Genomic DNA, 19,756 nt, shown 5'->3' with positions numbered 1-19,756 from the left:
TCCCTCGGGTCGGGTTCCCTCCGGCATACCTGCCCCTCCGGCATACCCACCGGCGGCTACCGCATGCCCGCGCCCGCGACCGGCGCGTGCCGGCAACCCCCCGGCGACGCGATCGGCAGTTCCTCGAACCGGCCGTCCGGAAGGCGCAGGTGCACATGCACCGCACCGGCGACCACCCCCAGCGGCTCGCGACCGAGCAGACGCGCGAGCACGTACGTCGCGCTCAGGCTCGTCACGTCGCGGATCACGCCCAGCGGCAGCAGCGAGCCCGTCTCGGCGAGCACCTCGCGTTCCCCGGCGCGCAAGACCAGCCGCAGGCCCGGTGCGATGCCCTGGACGGCGAGCGAGACCGCGACGTTGTCCCGGTCGTCGGACCCCACCGCGGCGAGCGCGACCGCCCGATGGACCCCGACCCGCTCGAGCAGCCGGCGGTCGCCGCCGTCGCCGACCACGGCGGGGATATTCAGGTCGCGCACCAGTCGCAGGTTGCGCGCATTCGTGTCCCGCTCGACACCCACCACCGGGATGCCGAGGTCCCGCAGCTCCCGGCACAGCCGCAGACCCACCTGCCCGAGGCCCACGACGATCACGTGCCCGGAGCGGGGCAGCGATCGCGGGCCGAGCAGCGCGGTCAGGCGCGGACCCAGCAGCCGGTCCACCACCCCGGCGGTGAACATGGCAGTGAACACGATCGTCGCCAGCATCGCGGTGGACGCGATCGCGGCGTATGCCTCGTTGCCGTGCGGGTCGGCCGCCGGTCCGACCGTGGTGACCACGCGGACCGCCTCGTGGAACGCGTCGATCGTTCCCTTGCCCTCCCCGAAGGTCAGCCAGGCCCAGTCGCCGAACAGCACCGCAGCCAGCCCGAGCAGCCCGGCGAGCAGGATGCGGGTGCCGGTCTCGTGGGTGCGCAGCACCGCGGTGAGTTGCCCGGCCCACCGCTGCCACGCCATGCGGCGCGGCACCGCGACGGGCACCTCGTCGAGCACGTCACCGGCCGCGCGGATGCCGCGCGGTCCGCGGGTGGAGGTCACCGCCAGCAGGTCGGGTGCCACGCACGGCCCGGCCAGGGACGCCACGGCCAGGTCCGCCGGCGACGTCACGTCGCACTGCGGCAGGAACCGGGCGAGCTGATCGCCGATCGTGCGGTCGAAGATCGTCGCGACCATCGGGGCGTCCGGCTGCAGGTGCGCCGCGGCGAGCGCGTACCGCAGCGCCACCACGTCGTCCTGCAGGAGCACCGCGATCCCGGCGACCGGCGGCCGGTCCAGTAGGGCCCGCAGCTCGTCGTCGTCGGGCCGGGGCGCATGCCGCACGGTGCAGCCCAGGACGACGAGCGAGGCGCAGACCCGGCGCGCGACCGTGGTGTCGCCCACCACGACGTACGTCCCGGTGTTCCCGCTGGTTGTGTCCGCATCCGCCACGGCGACCACCTCCCCGCCCCAGGGGACCACGCCACCTGCGCGGATGCATCCGGCACCGCGGATGCTGTGAGCGATTCGCCCCGGCGCAGCGGCGTGTGACGGCGCGGACACGGCGGCGCTGCGGCGACGCCGGCGCCGCTGTGGAAAACTCGCGACGTGGGTACAAGCACTCGAATCACCGGGCGCGGGCGGCTGGCGCTGCGCGCGGCGAAGGCCGCCTCGTGGGCCTCGCAGAAGGCCGGGCGCGGCAAGGGCTCGATGATCGGCGGTCTCGTCGCGCTGAAGATCGATCCGCGGCTGATGGAGCAGCTCGGGCGCGGACGACGCACCGTCCTGGTGACCGGCACCAACGGCAAGTCCACCACCACCCGGATGACGGCGGCGGCGCTGGAGACGATGGACTCCGTCGCCACCCAGGCCGACGGGGCGAACATGGACGCCGGCATCGTCGCCGCGCTGGTCGCCAATCAGGAGGCGCCGCTCGCGGCGATCGAGGTCGACGAGTTGCACACCCCGCACGTCGCCGACGCCCTCGACCCCGAAGCGATCGTGCTGCTCAATCTGAGCCGCGACCAGCTGGACCGGGTGGGCGAGATCAACATGATCGAACGCAAGCTGCGGGCCGGTCTCGAACGGCACCCGGACGCGGTGGTCGTCGCGAACTGCGACGACGTGCTCGTCACCTCCGTCGCCTACGACCATCCGAACGTGGTGTGGGTGGCGGCGGGCGCCGGCTGGTCGGGCGACTCGGTCAGCTGCCCCCGCACCGGCGAGCCGATCCTGTGGGAGGACGGGCACTGGCGCAGCACGGGATCGGATTTCGCACGGCCCGAACCGGATTGGTGGGTCGACGACGACAATCTCTACGGCCCGGACGGGCTGGTGCTGCCGATGACGCTGACCCTGCCGGGGCGCGCCAACCGCGGCAACGCCGCGCAGGCGGTGGCCGCGGCGGTCGCCCTCGGCGCGGATCCGGCCGCGGCCGTCGCCGCCGCGGGTGTCGTCGAGGAGGTCGCCGGCCGGTACAAGACCGTGCAGGTGGGTCCGCATTCGGTGCACATGCTGCTGGCGAAGAATCCGGCCGGATGGCAGGAAGCCCTGTCGATGATCGACCCGACGGTCGACGGTCTGGTCATCGCGGTCAACGGGCAGGTGCCCGACGGGGAGGACCTGTCGTGGCTGTGGGACGTGCGGTTCGAGCACTTCGAGGGCGTGCAGGTGGTGGCCTCCGGCGAACGCGGTACCGACCTGGCCGTGCGGCTGACCTACGCCGGGGTCGAGCACACGCTGGTGGCGGATCCGGTCCGGGCCATCGCGTCGTGCCCGCCCGGACGGGTCGAGGTCCTGGCCAACTACACCGCGTTCCGGGATCTGAACACCGCCCTGGCGAAGGGAGCCGCGCATGTCTGAGTCCACCGTGCGGATCGGGCTCGTGCTGCCCGACGTGATGGGCACCTACGGCGACGGCGGCAATGCGCTGGTCCTGCGGCAGCGCCTGCGGATGCGCGGCCACGATGCCGAGGTCGTGTCGATCAACCTGACCGACCCGGTGCCCGACTCCCTGGATCTCTACACCCTCGGCGGGGCCGAGGACTCGGCGCAACGCCTCGCCACGCGACACCTGCAGCGACATCCGGGACTGCAACGGGCGGCCGGACGGGGGGCTCCGGTCCTGGCGATCTGCGCGGCGATCCAGGTGCTCGGCAACTGGTACCAGACGTCGGCGGGCGAGCGCGTCGACGGCGTCGGCCTGCTCGACGTGACCACCGCTCCGCAGCAGACCCGTGCCATCGGCGAGGTCGTGACCACTCCCCTCGTCGAGGGGCTGCACCTGCCGTTGACCGGCTTCGAGAACCACCGCGGCGGAACGACTCTGGGGCCGGAGGCTCGTGCCCTGGGCCGGGTCACCCGGGGTGTCGGCAACGGCGTGGGCGACGGCGTCGAGGGCGCCGTGCAGGGTTCGGTGATCGGCACCTACATGCACGGACCGGTCCTGGCCCGCAACCCCGAACTGGCGGATCTGCTGCTGGCACGCGCGCTCGGCGTGGACTCGCTGCCGCCGCTGGATCTGCCGGAGGTCGAGCAGTTGCGGCGTGAGCGGCTGGCCTGACCCGCCGTCCGTGAACACCCCGCGTCCGCGAACACCCCGGACAGGGGTTCGGCCCGGGAAATCGCTTTCGCGTTCACCGGGCCGGATCTCTGCTTCACGAGCCTCTGTCGTCCTCGGACGTCTGCTCGATTCGCACTACCGATGTTATCTGCATCACACCCCGAATGCAAGGGCGGGAACTCAACGGCGTCCCTTCATCTCGCGCGTCTCGCGGCGATGCTGGTCGACGACGGTGCGGGCCAGTTCCGCCACCTTGACGTTGACCTGCTGCGACGTCCGGCGGAGCAGCTCGAACGCCTGATCGTCGGAGATCTTGTTCAGTGCCATGAGAAGACCGACCGCCTTGCCGATCTCCCGGTTGCTCTCGATGCCGTTGCGCAGTGAGGCAATGTCCTCGCCCCGGGACGTGGCGGCGACGGCAACGGCCGCGAAGGCGGCCAGGACGCTGGCGTGGGTGGCGGCCGCGAGGTCGAAGGCCCCCGCCGTATCGGAGAACAGGTTCAGCGACCCGACCTTGCGGTCGTCGACTCGCAGGCGGAACCCCATCGCTCCACGCACGGGCGTCTGCGTCACGATGCCGGGAGCCAGATGCGGCCACTGCTCGGAGACGTTCAGGTCCGGCTCGATCTGAGCGGCGTCCTCCTCGATCGCGTCCAGGCACGGTCCCTCGCCGGTCGCGCGCTCGAGGTCGTCGACGTGCCGCGCGACGTCGTCGGAGGCACCGACGGTGACGTACGCCTTACCTTCCCGCAGCATGAGACTGGCATGGTCGCAGCCGGGCACCAGCATCGTGGCGGCCACGCAGATCGCCGTGTACGTCTCCGCAGGGCCCGCGCCGCGGTAGACGATCTCGGCGAGTGCGGTGAACACCGTCGCCGGATCGGCCGTGGACTGACCGTTCTGCATGTGCGCTCCTCGACCTCGTCGCCGCGCTTTCGACGCGGGGCTCGGATCGCCATTCAACCAGACACGCCGGAACGGCCGGCGCGTCGCGGGGAGCGCGGAGCCGCCTCCTACGTGCGGATCGCGGGCGATCGCGCGGACCCCTGAGCACAGTTGGACATCCGCTCGAGTAGCGCACGCCGCTGTGATGGGGTACAACACATCGGCATTGGTTTTGTGAACCAAGTCACGAATTGCTTGCAGGGGGATAAACCGAATATGACAGGCACGGCAACGCGCCACCACACCTCACGCTACGAGGACGTCCGGAGCGCCCCGATGGTGCTCGTGTCCCACACCGGCTCGTCGACGCCGGGGTGGCGCGCCGCTCTCGGGCACACGCTCGGCGCCGCCGTCTCCGTCGGCGCCGCAGCCCTCATGGTCACCGGCCTGACCGCGGTCGGTGCGACCACCACCGTCACGGGTCTCGTGTCCTTCCTCCGGACGAACTGACCGTCCCGGTCGACCGAGCCCCGATCATCCCGACATCACAGACAGGAACACCACCACACATGCACACCTCCGCTGTCGCCGCGCCCCGTCGCTCCATGAGCACCGAGGAGATCAAGGCCCGCATCGAGGCCATGTTCGCGGACCGCGACCAGCAGGAGCGCCCGACGGCCGACTGACGATCGGGCCGCACGTCGAGAGGAGAAACCGATATGAACGCGAACGTGGTCGAGCTACTGCTGCTGCTCGGTGCCGCACTGGGCGGCACCGCAGCCCTCGAGGCCTACCTGGTGCGATCGGATTCCGCGCATCCGCACGTGTCCGACGACCTGGTCCGCCCGCCCAGGTACTGACGCGAGACCGCCCGTCCGGAAGACTCCCTTCCGGACGGGTCTTCTCATCCCCGGACGGCCCGGCCCGCGAAGCACGACGCGGGCCCGGTGCCACGGTCCGGGCAGGATCGGCAACATCCCAGTAGGCACCCGCTTCCACCCGGGCGATCGTGGCGTCCGCGTTGAGCGCGGCCTGCGTGAGCCTCCGGCCCGATGCTCCGTCGCCGGACCCGGTCAGGTCCGCCACGTCGCCACCTCGCAGATCGTCACTTCGCGTCCGCTCCCTGCAGCAGCCACCGGTCGTCCACCCGGTCGAGGGTGATCAGGAACCGTGTCGCGTCGACCCGCCCGTCCGGCACCGCGACGTTCTTCACGTCCTGGTCGAGGAACACGAGCACCGTCGCGCGATCCGCGTCGAGTGTCTCGACCGCGGCGTGCGACACGGTCGCGACGGAGACGCCCTGCCCGTTCTCCACGAGCCCGCGCAGGTCTCCCGCCACCGCGCGGTACTTGTCCGCGAACTCGGGGGTGGAGACGTCGGTGACCGCGGCGAGCGCATCGTCGAAGTGCCGGTAGTCGTAGGTGCCGAGCGCGATCGCGTACTCCCGCGCCCGTTCGAGCGCACCGGCCCGTAGGTCCTCGGCCTGCTCGGCCTGCCACCACCGGAAGCCGCAGAAGCCGGCGGCCGCGGTGAGCAGCACGATCAGGACGAGCAGCAGCCGTCGCCGCGGCCGGGAGCCCGGGGGCGCCGGCTCCGGCAGCGCGGGCGTGGCGGTGTCGTCGACGGCGGATTCGGTGGTGGATTCGGTGGTCGGCATCAGTTTCCCAGTCCTTCCAACAGCTTCTGCCAGTACTGCAGTACCTCGACGCCGGTGGGGACGAGCAGCGGATCCTCCGCCATGTCCGGTCCGGTCACCATTGCGGGGGTGGTCTGGTGTTGCAGGCCGAGGTCGTCGGGTCGTGGCGCGACGCGGGCGCCGCGCTGGGCGAGATCCTCGCCCGGCGGGCAGTACAGGGACAGGTTCGGGGTGCGGGGGCTCTCGTCGCCGACAGTGCGGCGCTGCGTGTCGTAGTAGCAGACCGGCCCCTGCGTGGCGACGAGCGAGAAGTCGCCACGGTCGCCTTCGACCACCGAGGTCAGGTCGCCGAGCGCCGCGGGGATCGAGTCGAGGCCGGCTGCCAGGGCCGGGGTGCGCGGGGCGAGCACGTCGCCCACGGTCACCAGGTTCGTCAGCAGCAGCCCGTAGTCGTCACGGGTGTCGGCGAACAACCGCTCCGTCTTCGCGAGGGTCTCCGGCGACCGGTCCAGCAGGTACACGAGCGCGTCCCGGCTACCGGCGAGTTGGTCGGAGACGTCCCGCACGGCCCGCATCGCGCCCGGGAAGGTGCCGGAGTTCTCGGCGAGCGTGTTCACCAGGTCGACCCCCTGCTCCAGCAGTGCCGCGAGGGTCGGCGCCCGTTCCGACGCCATCGTCGAGAGTGCATCGGCGTTCTCGAGCAGGGCCTGCAGGTCGGGCCCCGTACCCGCGAGTGCGGTGCCCCAGGTCTCGCCGAGCGTCGCGACCGATCCGGGATCGATGCTCTCGACGAGTGCGCTCATCCGGACGAGTATCTGGTCGAGCCGCAGTCCCTGCGCGTCCGCCGGCACCTCGAGGGTGTCGCCGTCGGTGAGATAGGGACCCTCGGCGGTCTGCGGTTCGATGTCGAGGGTGATGATGCCGATCGCGGTGGCCGTCGCGACGCGGCCCGTGCTGCCCACGGGGATCCGGGTGTCCGGATCCAGCGTGAGCACCGCCGTCGACCCGCGACCGCCGTCGTCGATCGTCACCGAGTCGATCTCCCCCACCGCGACCCCACGGTAGGTCACCGTCGTCCCGGGACCGATACCGCGCGCGTCGACCAGGTGCGCTCGCACCTCGAGGCCACCGCCGAAGCTCTGCGGGCCGAGGACGTAGCGGACACCGAACGCGGTGGCCAGCAGACCGAGCACGACGAACAGCGAAACCTGCACCAGCACCGGCCGTTTCATCGGAGTCCTCCCTGGAGCAGGTCCGGCAGCCCCGACGGGACGGTGACCGGCGGCGAGGCGGCGGGCATCGGGACGCCGCCCGTGAGCAGCATGTCGATCGCTCCCGGCACGTCGAACGCGCCGTCGAACAGCAGATAGTCGCCGTGCACGGACCGGTTGAACCCGTCGACGAAGGCATCCATGTTGGTCAGCGCAGAGCCGACCGTCCGGTTGAAGTCCCGGATTCCGGCGAGGATCTCGGCGATGTCGTCGACGGATCCGCCCATCCGGCCGGAGTCGGCCATGATCGCGTCCAGCGACGTCAGCATCGTGGACGTGCTCGACACCAGGGACCGTAGGTCCGCTTCCTGCGCCGCGAGCAGGTCGACGATCTCCGCGCTGCTCGCGATGCCGTCGTCGATCAGCTGCTGTTGCTGCGCCAGCCGGGCCGTGACGTCGTCGGCGGCGCGCAGCGTCCGGGCGAGGTGATCGCCGTTGCCGGCCGCGAGCGCCATCGTCCGGTCCATCCGTTCGAGTAGGGTGCGGATCTTGTCGCCGCGACCGCCGAACGCGGTCGTGAGCTCGGTGGTGATCGTGCGGAGTTCGTCGAGGCCGCTGCCGCTGACGATCTGTCCCAGCATCGCGAACGTGGCCTCGAGCTCGGGGCCCCGCTCCGTCCGCTCGATGACGTCCCCGTCGGCGAGCGGCTCCGGTGACGGCTGCCCGGGCAGGTCGATCTGGACGAACGGGCTGCCGAGCGCGGACGGCAGCCGCACCGACGCGGCGACGTTCGCGGGCAGTTCGGCCCACTCGCTCATGCTCAGTTCGAGGAAGGCACGGCGGCCGTCCGTGGAGATCGACCGCACGCGGCCCACCACGGCCTGCCCGACGCGCACCTCGGTGCCGGGATCGACGCGGTCCGCCCCGTCGAACACCGCTGTCACCTGGTAGGTTTCGCCCTCGCCGCTGCGCCCGATCGGCAGCTGCTGCAGGCCCACGCCGCACCCCGTGGCCGCGACCGCCGCCGCGGCCAGGACGGCGGCGAGCCCGGCCGTGCGCCGGTTCATCGGCCGCCTCCCAGGGCCCGGTCCAGCGACTGGGGCACGAGATCCCGGAAGGGATCGGACAGGTCGATCGGGACGGTGATCGGGTTGGTGAATCCCGCTCCGGTGCACAACGGCAGCTGTTCCCGCTCGCACAGCTCCCTCGCCCGCGGGAACTGACCGATCCGGGTGGAGATGTTCAGCCGGATGCGGGCGGTGGTGTTCTCACCGATGGTGTTGTCGATGTTCTGCATCGTCAGCGGCAGCACGTCCAGCAGCTCCGCGAGATCGGCACGGTGCTCGGCGAACAGCCCGGTGAGCACCTGCGCGTCGGCGACGACGGCGTCGATGTCCTGCCCGCGGGCACCGAGCAGGGTGTCGAGCCGGTCCAGGATCGTCGTCAGCCGGCCGATCGGCCCGGCGACGTCGAGGTTCTGCCGTTGCAGCTCGGCGCCCAGGTCGGACAACCCGGTGGCCAGTTCGGACAGCGAGCCCTGACGGGCGTTCACGGCCTCGACCGCGATCCCGAGGTCGTCGACGAGCGCCCCGATGTCCTCGGATCGGGCGCCGACGACGGAACTCGCGGCACCCACCGCACGCAGCGCCCGGTTGATCTCGGGTCCGAGCCCCGCGGTGGCACCGGCGGCCAGGTCGAGGGTCGCCCCCAGCGCGCCGGCGTCCGGCCCGAGCGCCGCCGCGATGGTGTCGACGCTCTCGAGCAGTTCGTCCCAGTTGATCGGTGCGTGGCTGCGTTCGGGCGGGATGACGTCACCGTCCTCGAACCGGGCCCCGCCCGCATAGGCCGGGCTCAGTTCGACGAACCGGTCGCTGATGATCGACGGACTCATCACGAAGGCCGAGACGTCGGCGGGCAGGACGATGTCGTCGGGGATCCGCATCGTCACGGTCACGACGGTGCCGGCCGGCTCGACCGATTCGACCGTGCCGACGGGCAGCCCCAGGACGGCGACCTTGCTGCCGGGATAGACACCGCTCACGGACGCGAATTCGGCGGTCACGGTCCGGGCACGATCGGTGCCGACGAAGACGTACCAGGCCGCCGCCGCGCACACCACCGCGACGACGCCGATCGCGAGCCCGCGGAGCGCCCAGGTTGTCCGGGTGGTCACTGCCGTCCGGGTGGTGGTCACCGGCATCCCTCCATCACGCCGAGCGCGCACAGCAGGTTGTCGGGGATGGGGCCGGCGGGGGCGTGCACGTCGACCCAGTTGCCGTTGCCCGACGCGTCGGCGGCGGCACGCAGCGCCGGCGGCAGACGGGTCATCAGCACATCGATGTTCTCGGCGTTGCGGTTCAGCGTGTCGGTCACCGAACGCAGGTTGACCAGCAATGCGTCGATCTCCGCGGAGTTGTCCTCGAGGAAGGCGGCGGTGCGCTCGGTCAGCAGGCGCAGGTCCGCCACGAGCTGCCCGAGCGCGTCCCTGCGGGCGGCGAGCACCGACACGACGGTGGTCGCGTTCTGCACCAGCGCCGCGACGTCCTCGCTCTGCCCGGCGACGATCGCGGAGAGCGAGCGCGACGCCTCGAGCAGTGAGTGTATGCGGGCGTCGTTGCGCGACAGCATCTCTGCTGCGGCGGTGGCGCCGGCGAGGGCGTCGGCGAGCTGGGCCGAGTCGGACGGGACGGTGTCGGCGAGCGTCCGCATCATCGCTTCGAGTCCGGGCACGTCGAGATCGCGGGCCACCTGCCCGGCGTCCGCCGCGATCTGGTCGAGGCTGTACGGAACGGAGGTGCGTGCCAGCGGGATCCGGCCCTCGGGGAGTTCCCCGGCCCCGGCCGGAGTCACCGACAGGTAGAGCTTGCCGAGGATCGTCTTCAGCTTCACCTCGGCCGCAGTGCGATCGCCGAGCGGTTGGCCGCCGTCCACCCGGAACGTCACGACGACCCGGTCCGTTCCCAGCCGCAGGTCCTCGACCCGCCCGGCGGGCACCCCGGCCACGTAGACCGGGTCGTCGGGTTGCAGCCCCGCCGCGTTCGCCAGTTCCGCCGTGTACTCGTCGGTGCGGAGGAGGTAGGTGACCCGCGGTGCGGCGAGGGCGACGGCCATCACCGCCGCGACGAGGACGATGCCGACGGCCCCCACCACGAGCGGGTCGGCGGTCCGATCGTGCCGGCCCGCGAGCATCGCGAGTGCGGCGTCGCGGATCCGTCGCACGGCGCTCATCGGCACACCTCCGAGTAGGCCGGGCCGAAGAGGTTGACCTCGGCGTCGTGGCTCTTCACGGTGAAGTTGCACATGTAGAGGTTCAGCCAGCCGCCGTAGTCGCCGATGCGGTTGATGTTGCCGGCCAGCTCCGGAAGGCCGCTCATCACCTGATCGAACTGTCCGGTCCGGGGGATCCACGCGTCGGTCATCGCCCGCAGGTCGGTCACCGTGCTCGCGAGCGGGGCCGTCGCGCCGGCGACGAGTGCGGCGGCGGCACGGACGGAGGTGGAGCCGCGCTCGACGAGCACAGCGAGCTGATCGCCGTCCCCGGCCAGGGCGTCGCTGACGACGGCCAGTCCCGAGATCAGGCGACCGACGTCCGTACTGCGCCGGTCCGCGACGGCGACGAGCGTCTCGAGGTTGACGGCGAGGCTGTCGAAGATCTGCTCGTGCTCGACGAGGTCGCTGCTCACCGACGCGATGTGCAGCAGCAGCGAATCCAGTGTGCTGCCCTCCCCCTGGAACGCCTCGACGACGGCGGTGGCGAGCGTGTTCACCTGGGCGGGATCGATCGCCTCGAACAGCGGCTCGAACCCGTTGACGAGCGCGGTCAGGTCGACCGGCGGCGACGTCTGCCCGACCGGGATCGTGCCACCGTCGGGCAGTACGGTGCCGGTTCCGTCCTCGGGCAGCGTCAGCGCGACGTACCGGACGCCGATCATGTCGCCGTAGTGCACGTCGGCAGTGACGTCCGTGGTGAGCTCGAACTCCGATTCCACCTCGAAATCGACTACTGCTCTTGATGTTCCGTCGTCCTGCGGCGCGAGTGTCACGTCGGACACGCGCCCCACCCGCACACCGGCGAGCGTGACGTCGCTGCCGGGGCCGAGCCCCTCGACGTCCGTGAACTCCGCGGAGTATGCGCGGGTGGACCCGGCGATCGTCCTGTCGAGGGTGTTGCCGACGACGACCGCCGCCAGTACTCCCACGGCGCAGAACGCCGTGAGGCGCACTCCCGGTCCGAGCAGCGAGTTCACGAGACTTCCACCTCCGTGCCACGGACGAGCGGCGCGAGCAGGATCGACGCGGCGGTGGACGGATTCGTCCCCGTGGCCGCGGGATCGGACGGGTCGGCACCACCTGCGATCTGCTCCAGGTATCCCAGCGGCTCCCGCTCCGCGGCGGCCGAGAGGACGGGCTGCCGGTCGATCGGGCTCGTCCGGACGGGATCGTCGCAGTTCGCGCCGTCCATGCCGGGATACCGGGGGCAGTCGGCGGCGGTGTACGGCATCGGATCCGAGAAGTCCGCGACGGCGGTGATGTCGAACCGCCCGGTCGCGAAGACCCGTGCGCCGGCGTCGCCGAAGGTCGTGAGATGCCGCAGGGTGTCGTCGAGCCCGACGGTGTCGGCCGCGAACGTCTCGAGCACCGGCGCACCGTCGCGGACGACGGCGATCATCCGCTCGGTGTTCTGCGCGATCAGGGTGGAACCGTCGGCGGCCAGGGCGGCTCCGCCGCGCAGCAGGCGTGCCACACCGTCGCGGCGTTCGAGGGCGATCTCCGAGAGCTCCGCCGCGTTCTGCAGGGTCGCGACCATGTCGTCGGTGGCCGCGGCCATCGACTCGGTCACCGCGGCGAGTTGCGGTGCGGAGGCCAGTCCCTCGTCGATCAGCGGGCCGAGCTGCTCGGTGAGCGCGACGCTGCGGTCGAGGGTGCGGCCGAGGGATTCGCCCCGTCCCGCCAGGGCCTGGCTCATCGCGTCGAGGGTGACGGCGAGCAGGTCCGGCCGCAGTTCCCGCAGGAGATCGGTGGTGGTGTAGTACAGGTTCGCCAGCTGCACCGCCTCGGCGGAGGTGTCCACCGGGATCTGTGTGCCGGCCCGCAGGCGGGGCCCGGTTGCAGGGTCCGCGGCCGGGACGAGTTCGAGGAAGACGTCGCCGAACAGGGTGCGCGGCACGATGCGGAGCTGCACCGAGGCGGGAATGTTTCGGAGCGCGCGGGCGTCGAGTCGCATCGTGATCCGTGAACTGGCGAGGCCCGCCTCGAGGTGCACGAGCCGGCCGACGTGCACGCCCCGGTACTGCACCCCGGCGGCACCGTGGATCACTCCCGCGCCCGCCGGGACCACCGCGGTGACTTCCGGCTCGCGCGAGAGTCCCCCCGACCCCGAGGCGACGAGCAGGGCCCCCGCGACGGCGACGACCACGACGGCGACGACCCCGACGAGAGCCGCTCCCGCCCTGCCGGTTCCGTCTCGGCGCCGGCGACGGCTCTCGCGCCGCGGTGGGGGCGGCGCCGTGACGGCAGGACCCGGCGCCGTCGCCTGCTGGGTCGTCACGACAGCCCCATCCCCGGCACGGTCGGCACGAGCCCCCACAACGCGAACGTCAGGACCACGTCGGTGACACCGATGGCCAGGATGCTGGTGCGCAACGCGCGCCCGGCCGCGCGACCGACCCCCTCCGGTCCGCCGGTGGCGTGGTATCCGTAGGAGCAGTGCACGAGTGCCACGATCATCGCGAACACCACGGCCTTGGTCAGCGAGTACCACAGGTCGGACGGGCCGAGCGCGAGGTGGAAGTAGTAGTCGTAGGTGCCCGCGGACTTGCCCTGGAAGGTGACGACGACGAGCCGGGTGGCGACGTACGCCGACAGCAGGCCGACCATGTAGATCGGGACCACGCAGACGGCGGACGCGATCAGCCGTGTGCTGGCGAGGAAGGGCACCGACCGCACGGCCATCGCGTCCAGCGCGTCGATCTCGTCGGAGATCCGCATGGCGCCGAGCTGGGCGGTGAAGCCGGTGCCGACCTTCGCCGCCAGCGCGACGGACGCGACGACCGGGGCGAGTTCACGGGTGTTGGCGATCGCGGACAGCATTCCCGACAGCGACGTCATGCCGATCAGCTCGAGGCCGCGCTGGGTCTCGACGCCGACCATCATCGCGGCGACCGCGGACATCGCGAAGACGATGCCGATGGTGCCGCCCCCGGCGAGCAGCGAGGCATAGCCGAAGCCGACCTCCCCCACGTGGTACGTCACGTGCTTGTGGTACCGGCGCAGCGCTGTGGGAATGCCTGCGACCGTGTGTATCCCGAACAGCACGTGGCGGCCGACGGTGGCGAACCCGTCGACGACGCCGGTCACCGACCGGTGGACGCCGCGGACCCGGGTGACGGTGGAATGGGACAGCATCAGTAGGTCCCCACGGCCGGCACCATCACGGTGTACATCTGGGACAGCACGGTATTGACGACGAACACCATCACGAAGGCGAGCACGACGGCCTCGTTGACGGCGTCGGCCACGCCGCTCGGGCCGCCCTTGGCGTGCAGGCCCTTGAACGCGGCGATGAGGGCGGAGGTGATCCCGAAGAACGCCGACTTCACCATCGCCATCACGAAATCCGACAGCCGGCCGTACTCGGTCAGCGTGCGCAGGAAGCCACCGCCCGGGGCGTCGTCGACGTAGATCTCGTACAGATAGCAGCCGCCGACACCCACGAGCGTGACGAGCGCGCAGAGCATCACCGACACGAGGATCGAGGCGAGCAGCCGCGGCACGACGAGCCGCTCGACCACGTTCAGCCCCATCACCTCCATCGCCTCGATCTCCTCGCGGATGGTGCGGGAACCCAGGTCGGCGCAGATCGCGGAGCCGCCGACGCCGGCGAGCATGAGTGCGCACACCAGCGCCGCGGCCTGACCCACCACGACGAACGCGACGATCGCGCCGGAGTACCCGCCGGCGCCGAGCCGGCCGGCGAGGGAGCCGACGGAGACCGCGATGAGCACGCCGACGGGCAGCATCAACAGCAGCGCCGGGCCGCTGCACACCTTCGCGACGAACAGCGCCTGTGTGATCGTCTCGCGGAGCGAGAGTCGACGGCCGGCGACGACGCGCACGGTGGTGGCGAGGGTCTCCACGGAGAACCCGACCAACGCACCGACCTGGATCGCCAGGTCGTGCACCGGCCCCCTCGCCTCGGGCAGCTCGAACGTCACTCCCATACCCCCGTACGCGTCATCGCGGCCTCCCGTCCCCCGACGGCTCCTCGGCGTCTCAGCCCTGGACGACCGCCGACAGGCCGCCGCGCAGCTGGTGCTTGACGACCTTGCCGCTGGCGTTGCGCGGCAGGGCCTCGACGATCACGACGTCCTTCGGATGCTTGTAGCGGGCGAGCCGCTCGTCGAAGAACGGCTGCAGCTCGTCCAGGGGAAGATCGTCGTGGCCGGGCCGCAACGCGATCACCGCGACCGGCACCTCGCCCCACTTCGGATCCGGACGTCCGATCACGGCGGCCTCGAGGATCTTCGGATGCGAGAACAGCACGTTCTCGACCTCGGCGCAGTAGATGTTCTCGCCGCCGGAGATGATCATGTCCTTCTTGCGGTCGACGACGTAGACGAAGCCCTCGTCGTCGACGCGCACGAGGTCGCCGGAGTGGAACCAGCCGCCGTGGAACGCATCTGCCGTCGCGGCCGGGTTGTTCCAGTACTCGCTCATCATGGTGGGTCCGCGGTAGACGATCTCGCCGACCTCACCGGGGGCCACGTCGTTCATCTCGTCGTCGACGACCCGCGCCTGGACGGTGGGGATGACCCGGCCGACGGAGCCGAGCTTGCGCAGCGCGTCCTCGCCGTCGAGCACGCAGGTGATGGGTGACATCTCGGTCTGGCCGAACACCGCGACGTTCGACGCGTCGGGGAACGTCTCGGCCATCGCGCGCAGGATCGTGTCGGACGACGGCGCAGCGCCCCAGGAGATGTTGCGCAGGGCCAGCTTCCGCGGGTTCGCCTGCTGTGCCGCGCACACCGCCTGCCACTGCACCGGCACCAGGAACAGGTTGGTGACCTGCTCGGCCTCGAGGACGTCGAGCAGCTCGTTCGGGTCGAACGCCCCCACCGGATGGATCACGGTGGCGACGCCCAGCATCAGGTTGGGTGCCATCGCACCGAGAGCCGCGATGTGGAACATCGGCGAGGCGCAGAACCCGACGCCGGACTCGTCGAACAGGTGGAACGCACGGATGCACGTGAGGGCCTGCGCGGACATGTTGCTGTGAGAGAGCACCGCGCCCTTGGGCCGTCCCGTGGTCCCGGAGGTGTACATGATCAAGGCCGGGGTGTCGTCCGGAACGTCGACCGCCGGGTGCGGCTCGCCGGTCTCGGCGACCAGGTCCTCGTAGGCGAGGCTGTCGCCGTCCGGGGCCCCGCCGACGGTGACGGACAGGCCGAGCCCGTCGCTCTCCGCGCGGACCGCGGCGGCCAGCGGAGCGAGGGGTGCCTCGACCACGATCGCCGAGGCCCCGCTGTCGTTCGACAGGTACGCCACCTCGGGCGCGGTGAGACGGAAGTTGACCGGCACGGCGATCGCGCCGAGAGCGTTCGCGGCCAGCACGGTTTCGAGGTATTCGGGGCGGTTGAGCATGAGCACGACGACCCGGTCACCGAAGCCGACGCCGCGCCGCGCGAGGGCACCGGCGAGCCGCTCGACCCGGTCGTGCAGCTCCGCCCACGTGATCGACCGGCCCTGGAACCGCAGCGCGGTGCGGTTCGGGATCATCAGGGCGTGCCGCTCGAGGTGGTTGTTCCAGTTGTTGCGACGCAGGCGCTGGGTCTCGGCGAGGGTGGAGGCGGTGGCCATGAGGATTCCTCTCGGGGCGTGGCGGAGGTGCCGACGGGACGCGATCCGGGTTCTCGATGTGAGGCACATTACAGGCAGCGCCCCTGTTCGGCCAGCATTTTGTTAATGGTGATTCTCAGGGAGACAACCGGTTGAGGAGGGCGCGGGCGCCCGCAGCACGGAGCGCGTCTCGCATCGAATGATATTGTCGCCCAACGTCTTAACAGGGCAGTCCGACCGGGACGCAGCCGGGCGGCGACCGGGGTTCCCGCGCCGGTAAGTGCACGGCCTGTCGTCAGGGGAAACGCGGGGCTCGCTTCTCGAGCATGGCCATGGCCGCCTCGGCGAAGTCCGCCGAGGCGAGCAGCTCGGTCTGGCCGCTCTTCTCCCGGGCCAGCGCGTCGTCGAGCAGGCCGAGCGTGGTGGCATGAAGTGCCCGCTTGGTCAGTTCGAAAGCGCGCCGTGGTTTCGTCGCCGTCCGAGCCGCCACGTCCGCGACATGCGCGGCGAACTGCGCGTCGGGCAGGGTGCGCGCGACGAGGCCGAACCGGTCGGCATCCGCGGCCGACACCCGCTCGCCGAGCAGCGCCATCTCCGCGGCCCGCGCACGCCCGACCGCCGCCGGGACGAGCAGGCTCGCTCCGCCGTCGGGCATCAGCCCCATGTTCACGAACGACAGCAGGAAATAGGCGCTCTCGGCGGCATAGGTGAGGTCCGCCGCAACAGCCATCGACACGCCCACGCCCGCGGCGGGGCCGTTGACGGCGGCGATCACCGGCACCGGAACCGTCGCGATGGATCGGATCACCGCGTTCGCGACGTCCATGACCTCGGTCGGATCGGCCGGGTTCGTCGCTGCCGCAGCGAGATCGGCGCCGGTGCAGAACGCCGTTCCCGCACCGGTGAGGACGACGGTGCGGACCCGGGGATCGGGGCCGGCCTCGTCCAGCGCGGCGCCGAGCGCCCGCATGGTCGGCAGGTCCACGGCGTTCATCCGCTTCGGCCGGTCGATGGTCAGCCGCAGGATGCCGTCGGCGAGTTCCGAGCGCAGCCCCTCCCCGGTCGGTGTGCTCACGCCCCGACCCCCTGTGCCACGAATCCGCGGAGCCGGTCCTCGATGATCGACTCCGCCTCGGACACCATGCGCTCGACGAGTTCGGCCACGGTCGGGATGTCGTCGATCAGGCCCTGGCTCTGTCCGGCCGTCCAGATGCCCGCCTCGAGATCGCCGTCCTCGAACACCTTCCTGCCCCGGGCGCCGGCGACGAGGTGCGCGATGTCGCTGAACTCCGCTCCGCGCGATTCGATCTCGACGACCTCCGCGCTGACCGAATTCGCCGCCACGCGGGCGGTGTTGTGCAGGGTGCGGAAGATGAGCCGGGTGTCGCGTTCGGTGTTGGCGACGATCTGTTCCTTGACCGCATGCGCGACGGGCGACTCGACGGTGCACATGAACCGGGTCCCCATGTTGACCCCGTCCGCCCCGAGGGCTAGCGCGGCGACGAGGCCGCGGGCGTCCGCGATGCCACCCGAGGCGATCACCGGGATCTGCAGCTGCCGGCTGGCGACGGGAATCAGGACGAGTCCGGGCACGTCGTCCTCGCCGGGATGACCGGCGCACTCGAATCCGTCGATGCTGACGGCGTCCACTCCGACGCGTTCGGCCTTGAGCGCGTGCCGCACGCTCGTGCACTTGTGGACGACCTTGACGCCGGCGTCCTTCAGGTGGGGCAGGTGGTCGACGGGGTTGGACCCGGCGGTCTCGACGATCTTGATACCCGACTCGACGATGGCCTGCCGGTACTCGGCGTACGGCGGCGGGTTGATCGACGGCAGGATCGTGAGATTGACACCGAAGGGCTTGTCGGTGAGCTCGCGGGTCCGGGCGATCTCCTTCACGAGGTCCTCGGGCGTCGGCTGGGTGAGCGCGGTCAGGAAGCCCAGAGCGCCGGATTCGGCCACGGCGGCGACGAGTTCGGCGCGGCCGACCCACATCATCCCACCCTGGACGATGGGGTGCTCGACCCCGAATGCCTCGGTGAATCGGGTTCTCACTGGACCTCCTCGGATCCTGGACCTGCGCCGCGACGCGCATCGGACGGACACGTCCGGCGCAGCGGCCGGACACCGTGGTGACATCGGGAATGCTCGTTAACTTTCGCGGTGCGCAACCGCGTTTGTCAAGGGTTCTCCGCTGGCCTTTCCGTGGGGCGTGGCCCTCCGATTCGCCGACGCGGATATGGTGTTGGCCGCTAACGTGTGCGATAGGCTGCCGGCATCACGCCCGGCATGAATGGAGGTACGGTGGCGGAGCAGACCCGGGCCGGTTCGCGGGCGACGCGGACACGGTCGACCGCCCGCACGGCGACCGAGGGAGCACCGGCTCCGCGACGACGGCCGAAGAACCGCAAGGCACAGATCGCGGCGGTCGCCGCCGAGGCGTTCAGCGAACGCGGGTACCACGGTGTCGGGATCGACGAGATCGCTGCCGCGGTCGGCATTTCCGGCCCCGCCCTCTATCGGCACTTTCCCAACAAGTACGCGTTGTTCCGCGACGCCGCCCTGAGCCTGGGCACGACGCTCGGGACGGCGGTCGCCGAAGCGGACGCCGCGAGCCCCTCGAGCGCCGACCCCGGCGAACGCCTCGACGGCCTGCTGCTCGCCGCGATCCGCACCACCGTCGAATGCCGCCGCACCGCCGGGCTCTACCGATGGGAGAGCCGCTATCTCACCGCGCCGGACCGCGACGCGGTCCGGCGAGAGATCTGGGGGGTCAACCGCCGGATCGGGGCCGCGCTGGCGGCCCTGCGACCCGGGCTCCCGGAACCGGACAACGTCATCCTCAGCGCGGCCATGCTCAGCGTCGTCGGCAGCATCACCGCACACCGCGCCCCGCTGGCCAACCGCCGGATCGAGCGGCTGCTGCTCGAGGCCTGCCGGTCGGTCGCGCGTGTCCGTCCGGCGACGACCGACCGGTCACACGACGAGCCGGCCCGTGTCCCGGGCCTCGCCGTCGCCAACAAGCGCGAGGTGCTGCTGCACGAAGCGATCCTGCTCTTCTATGCCCGCGGGTACCACGACGTGAGCATCGAGGAGATCGGCGCGGCGGCCGGCATCAACGCCTCCGGCGTCTACCGGCACTTCGCGAGCAAGGCCGACCTGCTCGCCGCGGCCTTCCACCGGGCCGCGGACCGGCTCGCCGTCGCCGTGAACGGCACGCTGGCCGACTCCACAACCCCGGCCGAGGCACTGTGCTCCCTGACCCGCGTGTACGTCCAGTTGTCGTTCGCCCGCAGCGAGCTGATGGTCGTGTACTTCACCGAGATCGGAAACCTGCCCGATGCACACCGCACCGACCTGCGCAACATCCAGCGGCTCAACGTCGAGGAGTGGGCCCGCCTGCTCGGCGAGGTACGTCCGGCCCTGTCCGCCGTCGAGTGCCGATTCCTGGTGCACGCCGCGCTCAACCTCGTGCTCGACGTCGGACGTCTGTTGCACTTCGACGCCACCCCCGCCAACGAGACCCGCGTGCAACAGCTCATGCTGGCGACCCTTCTCGGCGACCCGGCGGCGGACGCGTGACGCGCACGGCACTCGCCGCGGTGGTGCGGGAGTACGGCGCGGACCCGCAGCGATGCCGTCGAGGCAGTACTCA

General features: G+C 71.2%; 19 protein-coding genes. 5 read left to right on the top strand and 14 right to left on the bottom strand.

The features are described from left to right. Window positions 1-56: 56 nt before the first annotated feature. Complete coding sequence (locus tag ACWPQI_RS02265) at window positions 57-1,424, bottom strand: potassium channel family protein (RefSeq protein WP_048773682.1); 1,368 nt, start codon at window positions 1,422-1,424, stop codon at window positions 57-59. 156 nt (window positions 1,425-1,580) lie between these two features. Between ACWPQI_RS02265 and ACWPQI_RS02260 the strand changes: the two genes are divergently transcribed. Both ACWPQI_RS02260 and ACWPQI_RS02255 read left to right on the top strand, forming a co-directional pair. Continuing rightward, window positions 1,581-2,834: a Mur ligase family protein gene (locus ACWPQI_RS02260; protein WP_010594952.1), complete on the top strand. Its 1,254-nt coding sequence runs from the start codon at window positions 1,581-1,583 to the stop codon at window positions 2,832-2,834. Next, window positions 2,827-3,534: a type 1 glutamine amidotransferase gene (locus ACWPQI_RS02255; RefSeq protein ID WP_010594951.1), complete on the top strand. Its 708-nt coding sequence runs from the start codon at window positions 2,827-2,829 to the stop codon at window positions 3,532-3,534. The genes ACWPQI_RS02260 and ACWPQI_RS02255 overlap by 8 nt, the downstream gene beginning before the upstream one ends. A 180-nt stretch (window positions 3,535-3,714) precedes the next feature. On the opposite strand, the gene ACWPQI_RS02250 is transcribed toward ACWPQI_RS02255, so the two are convergent. After that, window positions 3,715-4,440, bottom strand: coding sequence for an ANTAR domain-containing protein (locus ACWPQI_RS02250; RefSeq protein WP_010594950.1), 726 nt, complete (start codon window positions 4,438-4,440; stop codon window positions 3,715-3,717). A 255-nt stretch (window positions 4,441-4,695) separates the two neighbouring features. Between ACWPQI_RS02250 and ACWPQI_RS02245 the strand changes: the two genes are divergently transcribed. Continuing rightward, window positions 4,696-4,929 (top strand): hypothetical protein, encoded by a 234-nt coding sequence (locus ACWPQI_RS02245; protein WP_099528127.1) that lies wholly within the window; start codon window positions 4,696-4,698, stop codon window positions 4,927-4,929. A 209-nt stretch (window positions 4,930-5,138) separates the two neighbouring features. Continuing rightward, window positions 5,139-5,279, top strand: a complete 141-nt coding sequence (locus ACWPQI_RS02240) for a hypothetical protein (protein WP_017681531.1) — start codon at window positions 5,139-5,141, stop codon at window positions 5,277-5,279. Between the two features lie 245 nt (window positions 5,280-5,524). Here the strand turns inward: ACWPQI_RS02240 and ACWPQI_RS02235 are convergent, their stop codons facing one another. From ACWPQI_RS02235 to ACWPQI_RS02180, 12 genes are all read right to left on the bottom strand, one after another. Continuing rightward, window positions 5,525-6,076 carry a hypothetical protein gene (locus ACWPQI_RS02235; protein WP_010594949.1) on the bottom strand — a complete coding sequence of 184 codons (552 nt, stop codon included), beginning with the start codon at window positions 6,074-6,076 and terminating at the stop codon, window positions 5,525-5,527. Next, complete coding sequence (locus ACWPQI_RS02230) at window positions 6,076-7,287, bottom strand: MlaD family protein (RefSeq protein WP_474738624.1); 1,212 nt, start codon at window positions 7,285-7,287, stop codon at window positions 6,076-6,078. Before ACWPQI_RS02230 ends, ACWPQI_RS02235 begins: the two co-directional genes overlap by 1 nt. Next, entirely contained in the window at window positions 7,284-8,333 is a 1,050-nt protein-coding gene (locus ACWPQI_RS02225) for an MCE family protein (protein WP_010594947.1), read from the bottom strand. The genes ACWPQI_RS02230 and ACWPQI_RS02225 overlap by 4 nt, the downstream gene beginning before the upstream one ends. Further along, window positions 8,330-9,466 (bottom strand): MCE family protein, encoded by a 1,137-nt coding sequence (locus ACWPQI_RS02220; protein ID WP_010594946.1) that lies wholly within the window; start codon window positions 9,464-9,466, stop codon window positions 8,330-8,332. The genes ACWPQI_RS02225 and ACWPQI_RS02220 overlap by 4 nt, the downstream gene beginning before the upstream one ends. Beyond that, window positions 9,457-10,494 (bottom strand): MCE family protein, encoded by a 1,038-nt coding sequence (locus ACWPQI_RS02215; protein ID WP_200903469.1) that lies wholly within the window; start codon window positions 10,492-10,494, stop codon window positions 9,457-9,459. The genes ACWPQI_RS02220 and ACWPQI_RS02215 overlap by 10 nt, the downstream gene beginning before the upstream one ends. Continuing rightward, a complete protein-coding gene (locus ACWPQI_RS02210; protein WP_395705083.1) occupies window positions 10,491-11,513 on the bottom strand; it encodes an MCE family protein in 1,023 nt (340 codons plus the stop codon). The genes ACWPQI_RS02215 and ACWPQI_RS02210 overlap by 4 nt, the downstream gene beginning before the upstream one ends. Then, window positions 11,510-12,814: an MCE family protein gene (locus ACWPQI_RS02205; RefSeq protein ID WP_228287150.1), complete on the bottom strand. Its 1,305-nt coding sequence runs from the start codon at window positions 12,812-12,814 to the stop codon at window positions 11,510-11,512. Before ACWPQI_RS02205 ends, ACWPQI_RS02210 begins: the two co-directional genes overlap by 4 nt. Beyond that, window positions 12,811-13,671 (bottom strand): MlaE family ABC transporter permease, encoded by an 861-nt coding sequence (locus ACWPQI_RS02200; protein WP_474738623.1) that lies wholly within the window; start codon window positions 13,669-13,671, stop codon window positions 12,811-12,813. The genes ACWPQI_RS02205 and ACWPQI_RS02200 overlap by 4 nt, the downstream gene beginning before the upstream one ends. After that, a complete protein-coding gene (locus tag ACWPQI_RS02195) occupies window positions 13,671-14,480 on the bottom strand; it encodes an MlaE family ABC transporter permease (protein WP_029540076.1) in 810 nt (269 codons plus the stop codon). The genes ACWPQI_RS02200 and ACWPQI_RS02195 overlap by 1 nt, the downstream gene beginning before the upstream one ends. Before the next feature lie 58 nt (window positions 14,481-14,538). After that, window positions 14,539-16,122 (bottom strand): fatty-acid--CoA ligase FadD5, encoded by a 1,584-nt coding sequence (gene fadD5, locus ACWPQI_RS02190; RefSeq protein WP_010594940.1) that lies wholly within the window; start codon window positions 16,120-16,122, stop codon window positions 14,539-14,541. A gap of 274 nt (window positions 16,123-16,396) precedes the next feature. Continuing rightward, entirely contained in the window at window positions 16,397-17,176 is a 780-nt protein-coding gene (locus ACWPQI_RS02185; RefSeq protein ID WP_010594939.1) for an enoyl-CoA hydratase, read from the bottom strand. Further along, window positions 17,173-18,156 carry an NAD(P)H-dependent flavin oxidoreductase gene (locus ACWPQI_RS02180; protein ID WP_010594938.1) on the bottom strand — a complete coding sequence of 328 codons (984 nt, stop codon included), beginning with the start codon at window positions 18,154-18,156 and terminating at the stop codon, window positions 17,173-17,175. The genes ACWPQI_RS02185 and ACWPQI_RS02180 overlap by 4 nt, the downstream gene beginning before the upstream one ends. 249 nt (window positions 18,157-18,405) lie before the next feature. Here ACWPQI_RS02180 and ACWPQI_RS02175 point away from each other — a divergent pair, with 249 nt between their 5' ends. After that, window positions 18,406-19,683, top strand: coding sequence for a TetR/AcrR family transcriptional regulator (locus tag ACWPQI_RS02175; protein WP_048773635.1), 1,278 nt, complete (start codon window positions 18,406-18,408; stop codon window positions 19,681-19,683). The last annotated feature ends 73 nt before the right edge of the window (window positions 19,684-19,756 follow it).

It is taken from the genome of Rhodococcus sp. LMD (genome assembly GCF_056108245.1).
Note: the sequence above shows the minus strand (reverse complement) of the source record. Positions and strands in the feature narration are given on the sequence as shown.